A 15833-nucleotide genomic window follows, 5' to 3' on the forward strand; every position below is an offset into this window, starting at 1 on the left:
CATCGTGTAGAGAAGCTGACTTTATTACAGTCGATGTTGTACGTTTTTGAATTAAAATTTAATTTTTGTACGCATATGTACTAATCTTCAGATATCAACCTGTAGCAAAGGAGCCAGACCTCATGGCGACCTCTTCGATTACCTTGAGTACCCAGCAACAATTGGACTCCCCGGATGCGGGTCGAGTCGCTTTGAAGTTTTTCTTCAATCTGATGGAGTTGTGGGGCTGCAGCGTCGAGCAGCAGCGCACCTTGTTGGGAAAAGTAGGAAACACGACCTTTTACAAGTACAAGCAGTTACCCGAAAACGTCAGGCTGCCGCGAGACACCCTTGAGCGCATTTCATACCTGATGGGTATCCATAAAGCCCTGAGCATCATTTTCAGCAACAGCCGCGACCGTGTGTATCAATGGGTCAGCAGCCCCAATGCTGCCGCGCCGTTCAACGGTCAGTCAGCGCTGTCGTACATGTTGGCCGGGCGGGTGGTGGATATTGCCGATGTGCGGCGGTACCTCGACGGAGTACGTGGTTGATGGCGCCGCCTCTGGCGGAACCGCAATGGAAACGGGCCTATCGGATCGTCAATAGCAGTTTCCCGCCGATCACCCTGTTTGAAGATGTGCTCGATCCGCAAGACCTCGCCACCGCCTATGCGTTAGAAGCTTTGACCAATGATCGGCTCATGGAAGAAGCCGGCGTGCTCTCCAGGGTTCGTCCTGAAGATCGCGTTTCGGGTCCTGGTTCGTCACCCGTGATGGCGGCATTTACCCATATCGGCAAAAGCAGCCGTTTCAGCGATGGCACGTTTGGCGTCTATTACGCTGCCAGCAGCCAGGAAGCGGCCATTGCCGAGACGTGTTACCACCAGGCTCGGTTCTTGGGGGCGACCAACGAGCCGGACCTGGAATTGACCATGCGTACCTATGTCAACCAGGTCGTCAGACCCCTGCACGACATCCGCCACGATTATCCGCATCTGCACAATCCAGACCCCACGGCCTATGGCCCGTCCCAGGTATTTGCCCGGGAGTTGCGCGCAACCTTGTCCTGGGGGCTTTTGTATAACAGCGTCCGCCTGCCTGGTCACGAATGCATCGCCGCGTTCCGGCCGCCGGCGGTGTCGATTCCGGTGCAGGGCAAGCATATTCGTTATGTCTGGAGCGCCCAGAAACGGGAAATATCGTTTGTGTTTGAGGTAAATCAGGTGTGATAGATCATATCTTGAACTGCTGCACCGAAGCCTGCATCGAGCCTGCGGCATCGTTCAAATGATCTGCCGTTTTCGTCAAATCGTGGATCGAGCGGGTGTTTTCCCTAGACTGCTCGGCGATCGACTCCACCCGTTGGGCCATCTCATCGCTGGCTTTTGATTGCTCGGCGATGGTCTGGGAAATTTCCTCCACCACTTCGGCGGCATGCCGGGCGCCTGTGCGGATTTCACTGATAGAAACCCCGGCCTGCTGCGCCAGGTTCACGCCTTCGTCCACTCGACTGACACAGGCCTGCATGTTCGCCACCGCATCTCGTGCGCTTGATTGGATGCGCTCGATCATCGCGGTGATTTCCTGGGTGGATTGCGTCGTGCGCGCCGCCAGGTTGCGTACCTCGTCGGCCACCACCGCAAAGCCGCGGCCCGCCTCGCCGGCGCGAGCGGCCTCGATGGCTGCGTTGAGGGCCAGCAGATTGGTCTGTTCGGCGATGCTCTTGATCACCTGGATAATGGAATGGATGTCCTCGGACGATGCATCCAGCGCGGTGATTTTGCTGGACGACTGGGCGACCACTTCGGCGATCCGATTCATCCCTTCCACCACGCCAAGGATCACCTGCCCACCGCTGCTCGCCAGTTGTTCTGACTGCGCCGAAATGGTCCGCGCACTGTCGGCGTGCTGATGGATCTGGCTTATGTTCGCCATCATTTGCTCCATGCTCGCCGCCATGCTGGTGGCGCTCTGGGCCTGCTGGTCGGCGCTGGAGACAATCTGCCGCGCCGTATCGCCCAGATTCCGTGACGTGCCATGCAACTCATCGCTCTGACCGCGAATGGTGGCGATCATCTGCCGCAGATTGATTTGCATCTGTTCGATCACACCCTGCAGCTGACCGAGTTCATCCTGGCTTTGTGTTCCCATCGAACGCTGCAGATCGCCTTGGGAAATCGCCTGGGTATTGAGGATGATCTTGTTCAGTGGGGTGAGCACGGCCCGGAGCAGGCTCCAGGACAACAGCGCCAGGGCGACACAGGTCGCCAGCAAAGTCACGAACAGCCAGCGCTCCGAGGTCTGGATACTCTTGTCCTGATGTTCGCGGGATGATTGCGCCTGGTTTTCGATCAGTTCGCTGACCGCCTCGTTGCGTTCTTCCAATGCTGAGAATGCGCCGTCGAATTCTGCCCGCAGCGCGTGGGCATCCAGGGCGCCGCCCAGCGCCTTGCCGATGATCTGCTTGGCTTTATCGATGTATGTTTCGACTTGCGGTTTGAGTTCGCCAATTGCCCTGGAGACATCCCCTGGCAACTTCGCCTCGGCATTCTCGGCGATAACCTTGCGCATCCGCTGCGTATGCTCATCGAACCCCTCCAGCACCTCCTTCGCGCCCTTTGCATCCCCTGGCGTCACCAACAGAGCGGCCAACACATCGGCACGAATGGCGTCGTGCATCATGTCCGCCTCCATGTGCTTGCGCATGGCCGAAATACTGGTCTCGTTCTGCACCAGGGCCTCGGTCATGGAGTGATAGCCCCACAATCCGATCCCGCCGAGCAGCAACGCAAAGGAAAGACTGACCAACCCCGAGCCTATGACTTTGGTGCGGATCTTCATCGCTAACTGCTCCTGGAGCGAGATGTCTGGGCAAGTGTAGTCAAGCGCCAGCAGAGTCTTGGGACGGCTCATACCTGAAGCTATCGGCGGGAGAAATGATTGGATGAGCCGGTGGTGAGAGAGCTTGCTCCCGTTGGGCTGCGAAGCCGTCCTTCTTTCCCGCAGTGAGCCGGAAGCAGACATTTCAGGAAAAGGTCAGGGCGCCCTTCGCGACGATCTCGTCCCATGGCGTAGGGGTAGGAAACAGTTCGTTCAGAAAACCCACGAACGCCTTGACGTTCGGGCTTCCCCGACGGCTCTCCGGCCACAAAGCGGTAATGGAGGAACGGTCGACGGCAAATTGTGGAAACAATGGCGTCAGTTCTCCCCGGGCGACATAGGGTGCGGCAACATAAGTGGGTGAGATGCCGATGCCACCGCCAGCGGCGAGCACCGCAGCCACCGCATCGCTGGCGCACGCTGTCTCCAGGCCCGATCGATACGCCTATCTTCAGCAAAGCCTTGGGTGAGGGGCGCGATGCGTACGTTCGCGCATGGGAGCAGGTGCTGCCGCTGCATCGCGTGGGCACTGCCGCTGAAGCAGGCGCGGCTACGGTTTTCCTGATGACTAACACGTTCATGAACGGCGCCACGCTGAACATCGATGGCGGTGCGCGGTTGGTCTGACCCAAACCCGTGGCGAGGGAGATTGCTCCCGCTGGGCTGCAAGTAGCCCCTTTTATCCGCTCAAGCCAATGCTGCCCCATCCAGCGAGCAGCATTGGCCCGCTCCCCTTAAACCGGATGACTCCCCGGCGCCTCCAGCACCTTCACCACGTCATCAATGACGGCCTTGCTCATATCCTGCAAATAATACGAAGCCCAGGCATACCGATCCGTGCCGCGAATCATCGCCGCTTCCTCGGCGAGGACTTTGGCGACGTGGAGCAGGTCGGAAGCGTGGGATAGGGCTTCGTCAATGGGGATGCCGTTGTTGACGCGGAATAGCGGGCGGTCGGAGTGGTAGGAGAAGGGGGTTAGGCCTGGGGTTTTGAGGTCTTTGGGATGGGTCATTGCGCACCTCCGTTCGCCAATTGGCGGCGGGTGGCTGGCAAAGTGATAAAGCGAGACTGCAGCAGATCCTCGTTTTGTATGTGCGGATCTGCCGAAAACATCCCGTAGTTTTAGCGCATAAAAAAAACCGCACGATTTGAGCATGCTGACCAGGTCAACCTAGGCTTGGCGGGTATTTGGCAGCCATTTTAGGTTGCTGGAAAAGGTCGCCAACGTCCCGATAAAAGTATTTGTAACCCTGGATTGGAGATGAATGAGTTCTGGGGCTTGCCGGACTCAAGCTTTTCCTTCACTGTAAAGACTAACGTCATTACAGCGAGGACTATCTCATGGCTTCCATCAACGTTCGTATCGACGACGACCTCAAGGCGCGTGCATACCGCGAGCTGGAAAAGCTCGGCGTCACCCCTTCTGAGCTGATGCGCCAAGCTCTGCAATACGTAGCGGAGCGCGGCCAGTTGCCGTTCAAGCCCGTCCTGATGACCGAGGACGATGAAGCCCTGATCGCAACGGTGCGCGAGCGACTCGCAGCCCCGCAGCGGGTTAAGGTTTCGCTAGATGACCTATAACCTCGAATTCGATGCACGGGCGCTAAAGGAATGGCAAAAGCTAGGGAATACCGTCCGTGAGCAGCTCAAAAAGAAGCTCACGACGATCCTGGCCAATCCGCGCATCGAAGCAAACCGACTGCATGCCTTTCCTGATTGCTATAAGATTAAGCTGCGGAGCAGCGGTTATCGGCTGGTTTATCAGGTGATTGATCATGAGGTCGTGGTGTTTGTCGTGGCCGTCGAGAAACGTGAACGAGATCAGGTTTATCGGAAAGCGGCTGAGCGATTAGGTGGTTGAGTTGTCGGTGAGTTGTTGGCCTCATCGCGAGCAAGCTTGCTCCCACAGAGTTTTCAGGAATGGACACCCAGAAACAACAAAGCCCCCGCATTTCTGCGAGGGCTTCGTTTTGTATGGTGCCGGCACCAGACGAACGGTAGCTTTCGACGAGGCTAGGTTTTCTGTGGATCTGGAAGTCGGTGGAAAGTTTGGCGTACCCCAACTAGTAACTATAAATAAATCAGCTAGTTATGGCTTTCAGAGGAGTCGAATCGGAAAATTTTAAGGCATCAGCACGTTGTCGACCGATACGTAAATCATCCTGAGCAGCATACGGATGGTCAACCTTTAGAGTTTGAACGTTACCGACTATTTCCCGTCGGTAATTAGGCATGAGTGGGGCAATAGCTACCTGTTGATTCCGCCATAGAAATTAAAGGCGATTCGCCTTTTGAAACGAGGCGGCGCAAGGCTCGGAGTGGTCTGCGAAGACTAAACACCGTGCTATGGGTCAAAGCGTCCTTAACTCAGCTACATTCGAGCTACAGATTGATCAAAACAGGAGATGGGTATGCCCTCCATGGAAGTAGCGTTGGTTGATGGGGTGCGAAAAGAGCCGGCGCCGGGACTGAAAGGGGAATGCCAAATATGCGGAAAGCCGGCTCAAGCGAAATGCGGCCCTATCATTTCTTGGCACTGGGCTCACGCGGGACGCCGGCACTGCGATTCTTGGATGGAGAATGAAGGGCCATGGCATCGAGCATGGAAAGCACTGTTTCCATTTGAGTTGGCAAGAGGTGGTTGCTCACGACCACGCAGGTGAGAAACATATCGCTGACGTGAAGCGCCCCGACGGCACAGTAATTGAGCTTCATAACTCACCGATGAGCATCGAAGAAATGTTCAGTCGAGAGCAGTTCTATGGGGAGAAAATGATTTGGATTGTGAACGGAGAAAAATTCAAGGAGTACATTCAGATAGGTGATGCTTTACCACCCCCCGATCATCCCGCGATACAAGACTTTGAGTTGGCTTTACCGATCTACTCCCAATGGAACAAATGGCGCCAGCCCCCCTGTTTCGATGGCAGCGGTCTTATGTACTTTCGTCGTAGCGATCTTGCAGCCAATGCTGAGAGAGGAGCTTTACATCTTGGGTATCCAGCTCGTGAACTAGGCGACCTGATGAGCGGCACTTACGAAGGGCACCACTGCTGGGCCTGGAAGAATGCGCGCGAAGTCTGGTTGAGCGCTCGCCACACTGTGATATTCGATTTCGGGACGGAGCAAATGTGGGCGATTACTCGGTATGGAGCAGATGGACGCTTGAGTCTCCAGCGAACATCTCGAACTGGCCTGATACGGTCGCTTCTGTCAGGAGCAGCACCAGCTATCGGAGGCCACTGATAGATCCCAGATCTCGGAAATTACGCACTGTGGAGATGCCAATACACTTTCGCGGACGCCGAAGGTGATGGGCTGCCCCTATGCCCCATGCGTGTGCCACTTTGAGCTCGCTTTGACGAAAGCCAGGGCCAAATGTTTGACAGGCACCAGACAGATTTACTGGGCTAGTAGCTTTCCCTACACGCTGATAGCCTTGATCTACGAAGGCTGGCGCTGATTTTCGTAGGTTGAGCAGCCCGCAGTCATTAAGCGTCAGCAATGGCTTCCACCATCCGGGAACAACCCTTGGCTCAAAATCAAATGTCCTGCCAAAAATCAGCGCGGCAGTCCTTGTCTACATATACCAAAGCAGTGATTGGGAAAACAATGGCTTTCTGCCATGCTGTGGCGTGGGTGAAGCCCTACGTCCGTACAACTCGATGCGGATGATTCGGTTCTGGGCCAAGCGTTAAGTGCTGGACCTGAGCTTAACAATGTTCAGAAAGGGAAGAAAAAATATGGCCGGAAAACAAATAAAATCAAATGAGCAGAAACGACAGACTCGAGAATTGTCATTTCAAGTAGCATGCCTGAATATTGTACTGCAACCTCACTCCAAGCAAAAATATGTCAACCTTTTTGAGACTATATACTCATCCAAGCTTGACTCAAAAGTTAGAGGTGATGACGCCCTAATGCTTGGGTCTTTCTATAAAAGCGAGAGCTCTAAGGAAGCTTACGTAGGAGAGTTTTATAAATTCCTGAAGCTCGATGAAGCAGAAGACTGGTTCAATACATTAAGCATGGATTCCGCCTCAAAAAAAGATGTTAAGGGAATAATTATACCAAGCCATCTGAAGCCACATTTTAAAAAAATCCCATACGTGTTTTTTCCTGATCAACACAAGCTGTTTTTCATTACTCAAAAAGCCAAGTTAAGCCTCTCTCCAAATATGATCATGAGATTTTTTGAAAACATCTCTGAGCGAGGTGATTTGGCCGACTTTGGCGAATTAAAAGTTACTGTTGAGCCAAAGCTGGGCTCAACGAAGAACCTTTTTTCCCTTCCTCGAATCTCACATCTTGAGCTTGAAATATATAAGCCCAACCCTGATGACCACAAAAATCTTGATGGGGACGTGTTGGATAGGCTCAAGAGAATGAACGCAAAAAAAGAAGTACTCCAATATTTTGAGGCCGGGTCGGAAGGGCTGAAGCCTGACCAACAATTGAAGGCCCTGGCAAAAGTCGCCGCCTCGAATGGAGAGGTCAATATCAAAGGACGCAACCAGCAGGGGGAAGTTGTCTTCTTGTCTTCTAAGGACTTCCCCATGAAAGTTCAGACCAGCTATAATTCTGAAATTCAATCTGAACAAAATGCTTTAGTCGAAAAAGCCGAAGAAATTCGCAGGGAAATGTAAATGTTCAAAGAGTTGATAGACTCATATAAAGGAACAATTGAATTATGGGCTGAGTTCTGGAGCCTGTACGGTGGTATTCGTTCTCTTGTGGTGTCTATTTACTTTGGCGGCGCGATTATTATAACCATGCTTAGCTTCGGGCTTTGGACAAAGCCAGGATGGTGGGACATAGTCATAGGAGCTATCCCCACATTACTTGGCTTTACTCTCGCTGGTCTGGCTGTTTTCATGAGCATGGATTCAGGCTTTAGCAAAATTATCGCCGGAGGTAGCAAACCGAAAAGCCCTTCACCGTTTCTCTCGCTTATATCTTCGTTTGTACATTTTATTCTGGTGCAAACGATTGCTCTTTTTTATGCTTTGATTTCAAAATCGCTTAGCTTTACTCTGCCAAACATGCCTGAATGGTATTATCGAATCATGTCGTTCATGACGCCTGTCGCAGGCGCTATCGGATTTTTAATATTCATATATGCCATCATGCTTGTGGTGGCGGCTACATTTTCCATATTTAGAAGTAGCAAATGGTTTGAAGCGTACATTGATCAACTAAACACGGAAACCGATAGCAACAAGGGGCCATGAGGTATTTCGGCATGAAGCACAAGTTCGCCGTCAACTCGAATCAGCCTTTTCGACCTGAACCTTGTAGTTTGACTCGCGTCCTGACAGCAGGTCGGATCAGGCATCGTTTAACTGTGATCCCCGCTCGCTTTTAGCCTGGCTGTGTGCAAGCACCGCCTGTTCCTGAGTCAACGCCAAACTATAAATTAAGGCGCAGCACGCGTTGGCCGGCTGTGGATTTTCACCTAACGATTGAGTTTCCATGGTTTTCCTAACCGGTCAGTAATTAGATGCATGGTCAGCAGATAGTAGTAGCGAGTCGATTTAGCGCGATGGTTCAGGTGCTGATTCAGAATCCAGACAAAATACTTTCTCTGCCAGGTCCATGGATTGTCTCGTTGCCAGCGCTCAGCAATTGCTGTTTGGATAGCCTTTGCCGGACGCAGGTGGCGTTGGCGCGTGGAATGCGACCCGGTCAGAACGCCCGCCAAGAACAGCTCCATATCGAATGGCTTGCTCATTTCCGACCGCCAATATAAGCCGACACCACGTCGACACGGCTGTGTCCCAACTCATAGCTGATTTGCACTCGGGCCTGCTGGTCGAGGCGCCGGTCGATTTGGTAGCAACTACCACCATTGATGGGCGCTAGATGATGGGTGATTTGCTCATAGCGGTCGCATGCATAGGCCGCCCGCAACTCATGAAAGCCTTTGAGGTTGTTCTTGTGAAGAATGTCCCGTGTGGGGCGGACGATTCCTTGTTGAAAATCCAGGTAGCTTTCGTTCTGTGCAAGCAGGTTGCGGCTACCGTCAGGCGAGACTTGAAGGGCGAATTCGAGAAAAAGGGGACGGATTTATTTTCAGATAAAACCCGGAAATTGCGCGCAGAATTGCTAGGTTTGGACACAATATTTCTCTCCATCGGTAATGCGTCAGCCTCGCCAACACACTCAAGGAGCCCACGTAATGGACCTACACAACGAATTCGAAAACAGCAAATTCTTCCACCAGTCCCGCATCGATCGGCGTGCCGCCGATGCCCTGGTCGGGCTGGCCGCTGGCATCACGGCGGACGGCGTCGTGAACACCCACGAAGCGATCTTTTTAAAGCAGTGGTTGGAAAACAACCTCGCTCATTTGAATGACCCGGTGATCAATTTGTTGTACTCGCGTTTGGCGTCCATGCTTCAGGACGATGCCCTGGACCCGGATGAGTCTCTTGAGCTGCTTAACATCCTGAGTAGTTTCTCTGGCGTGGGCATTGATAGACCCCAGGTCGGCGGTGCAGCTGCCTTCGCTCCGACAGACCTTCCGTTCAACTCGCCCGTCCCTGACTTGGTGTGGGACGGCCGTACATTTGTATTCACAGGCGTCATGGCCTACGGGCCGCGCAAGAATTGTCAGGCTCTGGTCGAGGAGCGTGGCGGTTTGATTGGGGGGGCGGGGTGAGTAAGAAGGTGCATTATCTGGTGGTCGGCAGCGTGGGTAATGAGCAGTGGCGCCACAGTACCTACGGAACGAAGATCATGATGGCAGTGGAGCTGCGGGAAGCGGTTGCTTCGATTGCCATTGTGGGTGAGGATCACTGGCAGAAGATGTTGTTTGGTTGAGCTGGCCTGGGGACGGCTGCTCGTGTCTTGGACGAGAAGATCGTCGGTGGGTTGATGGTCTCATCGCGAGCAAGCTCGCTCCCACAGGTTTTCTCAGGGAGCGGAGGCAGGAGAGCACACCAGAAACAACAAAGCCCCCGCATTTCTGCGAGGGCTTTGTTTTGTATGGTGCCGGCACCAGGAGTCGAACCCGGGACCTACTGATTACAAGTCAGTTGCTCTACCAACTGAGCTATACCGGCGTGTGGGCGACGATTATAGCGATTGGGAGGCTTCTGTAAACCCCTGAATTCTGACTATTTTTAGACGAGCTGCAGTTCTGGTGGATGTGGCGCCGCTGGGCGGGGCGCGAGGGGCCTGGTAGCGTGCGGTTGCCTGACTCGAATCGAGGCAAGCCAAAGCACTTGATGCCTGAGCGCAAAAGACGCCAGACCCAACCTTTATGCTGGTTTGCTCAAACGCTTATGCACAATCGAAAGGACGCTGCGAAAGATATCTTTCTGTTTTGTGACCGCTTTCCCGTTTGCTCGCAAGCTGCTGTTTTCATGGTTTTTTATCCATGTGAACAAAAAATGACCAGCTGAGATTCAGCCCGGAAATCGCGGTTTTCTTGGATCCTGGTTTAATTCATCAACAGAGTTATCCACAGGCTGTTTCGCCTCATTAACGTTCTGCCAGCAACAGCAGGTTGCGCGGTGTCAGAGGTGTCTCGCAGAAGGTGCCAAGGCGGACGTTGTAGCCTTTTTGAGTAAGGAAAAGTGCCCGGTCCAAGACCAGCCAAAGCTCCAGGGGGCGGCGGAAAAGGCCTCGCATCAATTCCAGGTTACGCACCTCGGCCAAACGTTGGTGGCCGGCTGCTTCCAGGGCGACCCAATCAGGCGTGCCGATTGTGGATAAGTCTTTCAGGGCAGCCAGGTCGGTGCAGTACTGGGCGAAGGATTTTTCCAGCCAGACGCTGGGCAACGAGGGAGTAGGCAGGTAGTCGTCGCCCCCTCTGATTTGACGTTGCAGCAGGTCGAAACCCAGGCGCCAGGCCATGGATTGGTCCCGTTGTCTTCTTACGCGGGCGCCTGCGGTGACGGTCTCGGTCTGCGGCAGGCTGAGATCGTCGAGCGACAGTTGTAGGGCAGAGCCTTTTGCGGCGTCGGACAGCGGCTGATATTCCGAGGTGCTGATGCGGTTGTAGCAGCACGGCGCGATAGCCAATTGTGCGCAGCCAGCGGCGCTGGCCAGACGCATCAGGCGCACATGCAAGTCGCCGCAAGCGTGCAGAGCCACCGGGGTGTGTCTGGGGCGCAGCGCCTGGTTTGCGTCTGCCGCCAATACGTCTTGTTGCGAGTGCGTGGCGGGCAGGTGATGGCGTTGGCTCAGCAACTGGCCGCTGGCGACCAAGGCGGGGTCGTGTTCCAGGCAGGTCAGTTGTTGTCCATCCTGCAACAGGCGCCGGCCAAGGTGGCCTTTACCGGCGCACCAATCGAGCCAATGGATCGGTGGGGTGGTGAAGCGCAGGCGGCTGGCGAAGGCTTCTATCTGCTGCCATTTGCGCCCGGGTACGTCGACGTTGAGGCGATGGCTGGGAGCTTCGAGCGAGTTGGCCGGCAATTCAGCCACGGCGCTCAATGCCCGGGAGAGAGCAGCCAGTTCCGGGAATGGCGCTGGCGCGCTCTCAATCAACCATGGTTGATGATGGTCGTTTTCCGCTGCGTCCAGCGAACGCTCGCGTAGCCATCGGGCCAATTCCGGGTGGGACGTTTCCCAAGGCAATTGCAGATGCGTGAAGGGCCGAGGCTTCCATAGTGACTGGTGCGTTGTAAGAAACGCATCCAGCGCGGTGAAACGGGTGAGCAATGCTTCACCCGTCAGCACTTGGCTGTCAGCGCCCTTGGCAGGCATCGACGCGCAGCCAGCGTTCAAGCTGCTTGAAGCCTTGCACCAGTACGAAGGACATCAGCAGGTAGAACATGCCGGCCGCGAAGAAAATCTCCACTGGCATGTAGGTCCTGGCAATGATGGTGCGCGCCATGCCGGTGAGTTCCAGCAGGGTCACCGTGCTTGCCAAGGCGCTGGCCTTGAGCATCAGGATCACTTCGTTGCTGTAGGCGGGCAAGCCGATGCGCGCGGCCCGGGGCAGCATGATGTAGAACAGCGCCTTGGGCCGCGACATGCCCAAGGCTCGTGCGGCTTCGATTTCGCCGCGGGGAATGGCCTGGATGGCGCCGCGCAGGATCTCGGCGATGTAGGCGGCGGTGTGCAGGGTCATGGTGGCCGTGGCGCACCAGAACGGGTCCCGCAGATACGGCCACAGCGCGCTGCTGCGCACGGCATCGAACTGTGCCAGGCCGTAATAGACCAGGAACAACTGGACCAACAGTGGCGTACCACGGAAAAAGAAGATGTAGGCGTAGGGAAACGCCCGCACGTACCACAGCCGCGATGAACGGGCGATACCCAATGGGATCGCCAGCAGCAAGCCGGCGATCACCGCGATGGCCACCAGCTCCAGTGTAAGCGTGGCGCCCTGGGCCAGTTTCGGCAGCCATTTGATGATGACATCCCAGTTCATTGGGTGCTCCTGGCAAAGCCGCGGGCGGCGCGTTTTTCCAGCAGGTGCATGCCGATCATGGCGAGCACCGTCAGGCCCAGATACATAAGCGCTGCGACCATATAAAAAGTGAACGGTTGCTTGGAAATGGTCACGCCGATTTGCGCGTGGCGCATGATTTCTTCCAGGCCGATCACCGAAACCAGTGCGGTATCCTTCATGAGGATCATGAACAGATTGCCCAGGCCGGGCAGGGCGATGCGCCACATCTGCGGCAGGATCAATCGGGTGAAGATCCGCCATTTCGACAGGCCAAGCGCCACGCCGGCTTCACGGTGCCCCTTGGGTATCGCCAGGATCGCACCGCGAAATACTTCGGTGGCGTAGGCGCCAAAGCATAGGCCGAGGGCGATGACGCCGGCGGCGAAGGCATTGAGGGCTAGGTCGGGATTGCCGAAATATTCACCCAAGGCACGCATCAGGTTGACGGTACCGAAGTAGATCAACAGCACCCAGAGCAATTCCGGAATGCCGCGGACCAGTGTCGAATAGGTGCCGCCAAGCCATTGCAACGGCTTGTACGGGGAGGTCTTGGCCAAGGCGCCGAGCAGGCCGAGCACCAGCCCCAGGCAGAGAGCCGAAAGGGCCAGCTTGACGGTCATCAGCGCGCCGGCGGCTAGCGCCGGGCCGAATCCGTAGAGGTCGATCATCATGGGCGTGTGTTCATATCGCGGCAGGCTTTGCTAAGGGCCGGCGCTATTGGGTAGCAACGCCGGCCAGGCACGTCAGTATCAATAGATGCTAAACGGGAAGTACTTGTCGTTGATCTTTTTATAGGTGCCGTCGGCAACGATTTCCTTAAGCGCGGCATTCAGTTTGTTGCGCAGTTCGTCATTACCCTTGCGCACTGCAATGGCGATCTTGTCGCCTTCCACCACTGGGTCGCCCTTGAACTCATAGGCACGGCCGGCGTCGGTTTTCAGCCAGTCGTAGTTCACGTATTTGTCCGCCAGGATCCCGTCAACGCGGCCGGAGGTCAGGTCCAGATAGGCGTTTTCCTGGGTATCGTAGAGTTTCAGTTCGACGCCTTCCATGTTGTCCTCCATCCAGGTACCAGCCAGGGTGGAACGCTGGGCTCCGATGACCTTGCCCTTGAGGGAATCTTTATCGACTTTGAACTCGACGTTTTTCGGCGCAATGAACTGCAGCTTGTTGGAGTAGTACGGGTCGGTGAAATCAACGGCCTGCTTGCGCTCTTCGTTGATCGACAACGAAGAAATCAGGAAATCGAACTTTTGGGCCATCAAGGCCGGAATGATGCCGTCCCAGTCGGAAGTGACCACTTCACATTCAACTTTCATCTTGGCGCACAGCGCGTCGCCGATGTCTTTATCGAAGCCTACGACCTGGCCGCTGGCATCCTTGTTATTGAACGGCGGATAGGCCGCCTCGATGCCCATTTTCAGTTTGTCGGCCGCCATGACGTTGGCCGAGAAGACCAGGCTGGCGGCAGCAGCCAAAAAGAATTTCCTGTAGGTCTGCATAGGTACTGCTCCGTTAGCGGTTGCTGGACATGAATTGTTTGCAGCGCGCCGAAAGCGGGTTTTCGAAGACCTGCTGTGGCGACCCTTGCTCCTCGACCAGCCCTTGGTGAAGGAACACGACTTCGCTCGATACCTGGCGGGCGAAGCCCATCTCGTGGGTTACGAGCAGCATGGTACGACCTTCTTCGGCGAGGGCGCGGATCACGCTTAGTACTTCCTGGACCATTTCCGGGTCAAGGGCAGAAGTCGGCTCGTCGAACAGAATGACTTTAGGTTGCATCGCCAATGTGCGGGCGATGGCGGCACGTTGTTGCTGGCCGCCGGACAGTTCGGCAGGGTAGGCGTGGCGCTTGTCAGCAATGCCGACCTTGGCCAGCAAGGCTTCGGCCACTTCCACGGCTTCGGCCTTGCTCTGGCCCAGCACGCGGCGCGGGGCTTCGATGATGTTGTCGAGCACGCTCATGTGCGGCCAGAGATTAAAGTTTTGAAATACAAAACCAATCTTGCTGCGCATGCGATTGATCTGTTTGCCATCGGCGGCAATCAGCTCACCGTTTTTGGCAGCCTTGAGCTTGAGCTCCTCGCCTGCGACCAGAATCTGACCCTGGTTGGGATTTTCCAGCAGATTGATGCAACGCAAAAACGTGGACTTGCCGGAGCCGGAGGAACCCAGGATCGAGATCACGTCACCGTCGCGAGCGGTCAGCGAGACGCCTTTGAGCACCTCCAGCTTTGCGTAGCGTTTGTGCAAGTTGCGGATTTCAAGCGCGGGCGTGGCCTGGGCCATGTGCGGTCCTCATGATTTGTGCTCCCTTGCTATTGGCAGCCTTCCTGGCGAGGCGGCCAAGCTAGCATGCGTCCGAATGACAGCCAACAGCGCTTCGGATGGTAGACCGATGATGAGTGACAGGTTGTCGCATCGGCGCAGCAGACTGTCGCGCCATCAACAACCGAACGGCTGTTTGAACCCTGTCCATCGGCGATTTGCCCGGGGAGTCGCGTAAAAAAAGGCGCGATGGTGCCAGCTTTGGGCGGGGTGGGAAGGGTTAACCGGATGAGCGTTGTCTATTCCGTTTGGCATTCGGCTCAACTTCCAATCGATCTGAACATGGGTGTTCATAAAACGATCGAACGAGGTGGTGTTCCCTACCAGGAGTTGTGGTCATGAAGTTGCTATATTGCCCCATCGTTCTGGGTGCGCTGCTTTTTCCCATCATGCTCAACGCCACCAACCTCGCGCCCATCGACAACGCAGGCGTCCAGGTCCAGCCCATGCAACAGAACGGTATCAGCTACCTGTCCGGCGGTATCGGCGAAGACGAAGCCCGGGCCATCGAACAGGCCCAGGGCTACAACCTGCACATGACTTTTGCGATCGGCCCGGAGGGCAAATACGTCCCGGATGTGGAGGTGACCGTGCAGAGCTCAACGGGACAGACATTGCTGACGCTCAGCGACGCAGGCCCATTGGTGTATGTACAACTGCCGCCGGGCAGTTACAGCGTGATAGCGACGCGTAACGGCGAGGAGCGTCGCGACACCGCCAAAGTGGGCAGCGGAGCCGCGCGCAAGCTAGTGTTCCATTGGAACAGCAGCGAGTAGCCGAGGGCTTACTCGCTGGCGGGCTCTTCCATGGATTGGCGATAACGGTCCAGCGCCTCGCTGAAATCCTTGATGAATTCCGGCGTGCTGAGCCAGCGCTGGGCGGCCTCGCGGTCCATGTCGTCGGCCCACATGCGGTAGTCCACCAGCATATCGGCGGCCAGGTTGGTGGCGGCCATGCCCTCGTTTTCCGCGTTCTTGAGGTCCAGCAGGCCCGGACGCTCGATGATCATTTCGCTGACGTCGGCAAGCAGCGTGTCGAGCATCTGGCTGCGGTTGACGGCCTCGGCTTCACGCAACTTGGCGAATAGCTCCAGCACATAGACCGGCGGCTGGGCAGTGGCGTGAGCCGGATCGCCGTACATCGGGATGGATTTGCGCCCGGTCATACGGATTTGCTTGGCTTTGTCTTTGGCGCGCTTGGCGCGTTTCTGCTGTTTGTTCAGTGAGGCCATTGGGCT

The 15833-nt window shown here is 55.6% G+C and carries 19 protein-coding genes, 1 tRNA gene and 2 pseudogenes; 10 read left to right on the top strand and 12 right to left on the bottom strand.

Features of this window, described 5'->3' with window-relative positions; translation table 11 throughout:
* Positions 1–122: 122 nt before the first annotated feature.
* Entirely contained in the window at positions 123–533 is a 411-nt protein-coding gene (locus J3Q04_RS01695) for an MbcA/ParS/Xre antitoxin family protein (protein ID WP_434561166.1), read from the top strand.
* Positions 533–1210, top strand: coding sequence for an RES family NAD+ phosphorylase (locus J3Q04_RS01700; RefSeq protein ID WP_420766400.1), 678 nt, complete (start codon positions 533–535; stop codon positions 1208–1210). Before J3Q04_RS01695 ends, J3Q04_RS01700 begins: the two co-directional genes overlap by 1 nt.
* Positions 1211–1214: 4 nt before the next feature.
* On the opposite strand, the gene J3Q04_RS01705 is transcribed toward J3Q04_RS01700, so the two are convergent.
* Positions 1215–2822: a methyl-accepting chemotaxis protein gene (locus J3Q04_RS01705; protein WP_434608319.1), complete on the bottom strand. Its 1608-nt coding sequence runs from the start codon at positions 2820–2822 to the stop codon at positions 1215–1217.
* A gap of 184 nt (positions 2823–3006) precedes the next feature.
* Positions 3007–3255 carry a LysR substrate-binding domain-containing protein gene (locus tag J3Q04_RS01710; protein WP_434608317.1) on the bottom strand — a complete coding sequence of 83 codons (249 nt, stop codon included), beginning with the start codon at positions 3253–3255 and terminating at the stop codon, positions 3007–3009.
* On the opposite strand from J3Q04_RS01710, the gene J3Q04_RS01715 reads away from it, so the two are divergent.
* Positions 3174–3488 carry an SDR family oxidoreductase gene (locus tag J3Q04_RS01715; RefSeq protein WP_434561160.1) on the top strand — a complete coding sequence of 105 codons (315 nt, stop codon included), beginning with the start codon at positions 3174–3176 and terminating at the stop codon, positions 3486–3488. The two genes, J3Q04_RS01710 and J3Q04_RS01715, sit on opposite strands and share 82 nt — an antisense overlap.
* A 107-nt stretch (positions 3489–3595) precedes the next feature.
* On the opposite strand, the gene J3Q04_RS01720 is transcribed toward J3Q04_RS01715, so the two are convergent.
* Positions 3596–3874 carry a DUF3077 domain-containing protein gene (locus J3Q04_RS01720; protein WP_434608314.1) on the bottom strand — a complete coding sequence of 93 codons (279 nt, stop codon included), beginning with the start codon at positions 3872–3874 and terminating at the stop codon, positions 3596–3598.
* Between the two features lie 329 nt (positions 3875–4203).
* Between J3Q04_RS01720 and J3Q04_RS01725 the strand changes: the two genes are divergently transcribed.
* The 5 genes from J3Q04_RS01725 (at position 4204) to J3Q04_RS01745 (ending at position 8093) form a co-directional block, all read left to right on the top strand.
* Positions 4204–4443: a type II toxin-antitoxin system RelB/DinJ family antitoxin gene (locus tag J3Q04_RS01725; protein ID WP_027911784.1), complete on the top strand. Its 240-nt coding sequence runs from the start codon at positions 4204–4206 to the stop codon at positions 4441–4443.
* Positions 4433–4723, top strand: coding sequence for a type II toxin-antitoxin system RelE family toxin (locus tag J3Q04_RS01730; RefSeq protein ID WP_434561156.1), 291 nt, complete (start codon positions 4433–4435; stop codon positions 4721–4723). The genes J3Q04_RS01725 and J3Q04_RS01730 overlap by 11 nt, the downstream gene beginning before the upstream one ends.
* A 719-nt stretch (positions 4724–5442) precedes the next feature.
* Positions 5443–6108, top strand: coding sequence for a hypothetical protein (locus J3Q04_RS01735; RefSeq protein ID WP_434608312.1), 666 nt, complete (start codon positions 5443–5445; stop codon positions 6106–6108).
* A 497-nt stretch (positions 6109–6605) separates the two neighbouring features.
* Positions 6606–7508 (top strand): DUF4747 family protein, encoded by a 903-nt coding sequence (locus J3Q04_RS01740; protein WP_434608310.1) that lies wholly within the window; start codon positions 6606–6608, stop codon positions 7506–7508.
* A complete protein-coding gene (locus tag J3Q04_RS01745) occupies positions 7509–8093 on the top strand; it encodes a hypothetical protein (RefSeq protein ID WP_223534666.1) in 585 nt (194 codons plus the stop codon).
* Positions 8094–8317: 224 nt separating this feature from the next.
* Here J3Q04_RS01745 and J3Q04_RS01750 read toward each other — a convergent pair whose 3' ends face one another.
* Positions 8318–8593, bottom strand: coding sequence for a hypothetical protein (locus tag J3Q04_RS01750; protein WP_434608307.1), 276 nt, complete (start codon positions 8591–8593; stop codon positions 8318–8320).
* Positions 8590–8913, bottom strand: a pseudogene (locus tag J3Q04_RS01755) (integrase domain-containing protein); the annotation flags it as partial. The gene J3Q04_RS01750 and the pseudogene J3Q04_RS01755, both read right to left, overlap by 4 nt.
* Positions 8914–9040: 127 nt before the next feature.
* Here J3Q04_RS01755 and J3Q04_RS01760 point away from each other — a divergent pair.
* Positions 9041–9684: pseudogene (locus J3Q04_RS01760) on the top strand (BRCT domain-containing protein).
* Positions 9685–9850: 166 nt separating this feature from the next.
* Here J3Q04_RS01760 and J3Q04_RS01765 read toward each other — a convergent pair.
* The 6 genes from J3Q04_RS01765 to J3Q04_RS01790 form a co-directional block, all read right to left on the bottom strand.
* Positions 9851–9926 (bottom strand) — tRNA-Thr (locus J3Q04_RS01765).
* Between the two features lie 421 nt (positions 9927–10347).
* Positions 10348–11577, bottom strand: a complete 1230-nt coding sequence (locus tag J3Q04_RS01770) for a methyltransferase (RefSeq protein ID WP_434608304.1) — start codon at positions 11575–11577, stop codon at positions 10348–10350.
* Complete coding sequence (locus J3Q04_RS01775; RefSeq protein WP_434608301.1) at positions 11558–12247, bottom strand: ABC transporter permease; 690 nt, start codon at positions 12245–12247, stop codon at positions 11558–11560. Before J3Q04_RS01775 ends, J3Q04_RS01770 begins: the two co-directional genes overlap by 20 nt.
* Positions 12244–12939 carry an ABC transporter permease gene (locus J3Q04_RS01780; RefSeq protein WP_420766353.1) on the bottom strand — a complete coding sequence of 232 codons (696 nt, stop codon included), beginning with the start codon at positions 12937–12939 and terminating at the stop codon, positions 12244–12246. The genes J3Q04_RS01775 and J3Q04_RS01780 overlap by 4 nt, the downstream gene beginning before the upstream one ends.
* Positions 12940–13017: 78 nt before the next feature.
* On the bottom strand, positions 13018–13770 hold the full coding sequence (locus tag J3Q04_RS01785; RefSeq protein ID WP_434561154.1) for an ABC transporter substrate-binding protein: 753 nt from the start codon (positions 13768–13770) through the stop codon (positions 13018–13020).
* 13 nt (positions 13771–13783) lie between these two features.
* On the bottom strand, positions 13784–14557 hold the full coding sequence (locus J3Q04_RS01790) for an ABC transporter ATP-binding protein (RefSeq protein ID WP_434608297.1): 774 nt from the start codon (positions 14555–14557) through the stop codon (positions 13784–13786).
* A 377-nt stretch (positions 14558–14934) separates the two neighbouring features.
* Here J3Q04_RS01790 and J3Q04_RS01795 point away from each other — a divergent pair, with 377 nt between their 5' ends.
* A complete protein-coding gene (locus J3Q04_RS01795; protein ID WP_434608295.1) occupies positions 14935–15372 on the top strand; it encodes a carboxypeptidase regulatory-like domain-containing protein in 438 nt (145 codons plus the stop codon).
* Positions 15373–15380: 8 nt separating this feature from the next.
* Here the strand turns inward: J3Q04_RS01795 and J3Q04_RS01800 are convergent, their stop codons facing one another.
* Positions 15381–15827, bottom strand: a complete 447-nt coding sequence (locus J3Q04_RS01800; protein ID WP_434608293.1) for a hypothetical protein — start codon at positions 15825–15827, stop codon at positions 15381–15383.
* Positions 15828–15833 lie beyond the last annotated feature (6 nt).

It is taken from the genome of Pseudomonas sp. D4-21, assembly GCF_051132125.1.
Taxonomy (GTDB): Bacteria; Pseudomonadota; Gammaproteobacteria; order Pseudomonadales; family Pseudomonadaceae; genus Aquipseudomonas.